This window comes from Streptomyces sp. NPDC090442, from assembly GCF_044769405.1.
Taxonomy (GTDB): domain Bacteria; phylum Actinomycetota; class Actinomycetes; order Streptomycetales; family Streptomycetaceae; genus Streptomyces.
Genome location: NZ_JBIVXW010000239.1, coordinates 1 through 1,685, shown reverse-complemented (window position 1 = coordinate 1,685; position 1,685 = coordinate 1). Strand labels below are relative to the sequence as shown.

Genomic DNA, 1,685 nt, shown 5'->3' with positions numbered 1-1,685 from the left:
CATCGCAACACTGGCAGTGCTCGCTCTGATTACCGTGGCATCTGCGACACCTTCCCGGAGCAGCGGCTGGGACAGTCTCGCAGCCTGCGAGAGCGGTGGGAGATGGCATATCTCCTCAGGGAATGGCTACTCTGGCGGTCTGCAATTCTCCCCGAACACCTGGCGTGCCTACGGCGGGACCCGTTATGCCCCTGCCGCCGCACAGGCCAGTCGGGCTGCACAGGTCAAGGTCGCTAAACGGGTGGTGTCCGACATCGGCTGGTCTGCCTGGCCACACTGCTCACGCCTGATTGGTGTCGCCGGACACTCTCCGATGGCACGTACCGCCGTTGTTCCTCGAAGGTTGTACCGCCGCCACTCGCCCCATCGCCAGGCTCCGCCTCCCAGTGCCATCGTCAAGAACGGCGACACCCTGAGCAGTATGGCGCAGCGCTATCACGTACAAGGCAACTGGCCCATCTTGTACGCCGTGAACATCAACACGATCGGAAGAGACCCCAACCACCTTCTGCCGGGCTGGAAACTGCGCTTGGGAAGGTGAATCGCCTGCTGCACTGGGACCGTTAGAGGAATATGCTGGCCCAGTAGTGGGGTCTTGCCCGTCCTCTCCGGCTCGGTTACTAGCGGTCCGGTAGGCTTCGACAATCTGCTGCTGTCCGACATCGGCGGCGGACGGCTGTCCAGACTCGAGCCGGCGGTGTGGGCACCCTGCAAGATGAGCTTCTGCAGGCGGCCAGGCGGAGTCAATCGGAGCGAGCGGGCGCGGATGAATTCATCAGCGAGCAGGACGTGGATGCTGCGACAGTCAGCCAAGACAGTGACGGTTTTGCTACCAAGGGTGCGCTTGAGCCGCTACTTGTTCACCAGGGTGACTTGTACAGTGCACAGTAGACTCAGAATCCTGTAATGCTGCCCGCACCCTGAAACGCAGAAATCAGTACCCCGTTGGAGCGTCTATCACTCGATCAGTGGCCGACTTAAAGATGTTCGCTGCTGTTTTGGGTACACTGGTTCCTGTACCCTTGTTCCATAATCGACAATTAGACCACATCGTGTAGGTAGGCCTGTAGCAGGGCGTCGTAGCCAATGATATTGGCTAGAAACACCTCACCTGCCGAGTGGGCACGGGAGGGAACGGAATGGAATATGATCTGCAAAAGCTCGTCGTAGAGCGACTAACCAGGCTTGGTTCTTCCCGGCGCTCCCTCAGCTACCGGGCTGCAGCTGCACGAAGTCAAGGACTCGTCAGCCATGGAACCATCGGAAGGATTGCTCGCGGGCAGCATACTGGAGTACTGTCCGACGAAACTTTAGATGGCCTTGCGTTGGCCCTTGGCGTACCACGGACTTACATCGAGAAGGCCGCTGGCATTTTTCGTGAACGCCCTCCTCAGAAATTTACCCTCCCACCTCGTGCGAGTTTACTGTCACACAAGGAACGCGAAGTTGTTCTCAGTGTGGTAGATGCGCTCCTGGCTGCAGCCTCGCGTGCGGGCACACCACGCAAAGAAGAACCGGCCGTTCCATACCCCGTTACACAGACCCTTATTGCTGGTCGTACGCCAGAGCGCGACGATCACGCCCTCGTAGCTTATGCCGCCGACGGTACCGGCCGCCTAAGCAAGAAGGACCTCGAAACCATTCGTCGGCACGAAGAGAGGCGAGATAGAGACTGAGCCTTTTCC

Annotated in this window: 1 protein-coding gene; it reads left to right on the top strand. The window is 59.2% G+C overall.

Translation table 11 applies throughout. From position 1 onward, the window contains the following. Window positions 1-16: 16 nt before the first annotated feature. Window positions 17-541 (top strand): transglycosylase family protein, encoded by a 525-nt coding sequence (locus tag ACIQU6_RS44710; RefSeq protein WP_403488478.1) that lies wholly within the window; start codon window positions 17-19, stop codon window positions 539-541. Window positions 542-1,685: the final 1,144 nt, after the last annotated feature.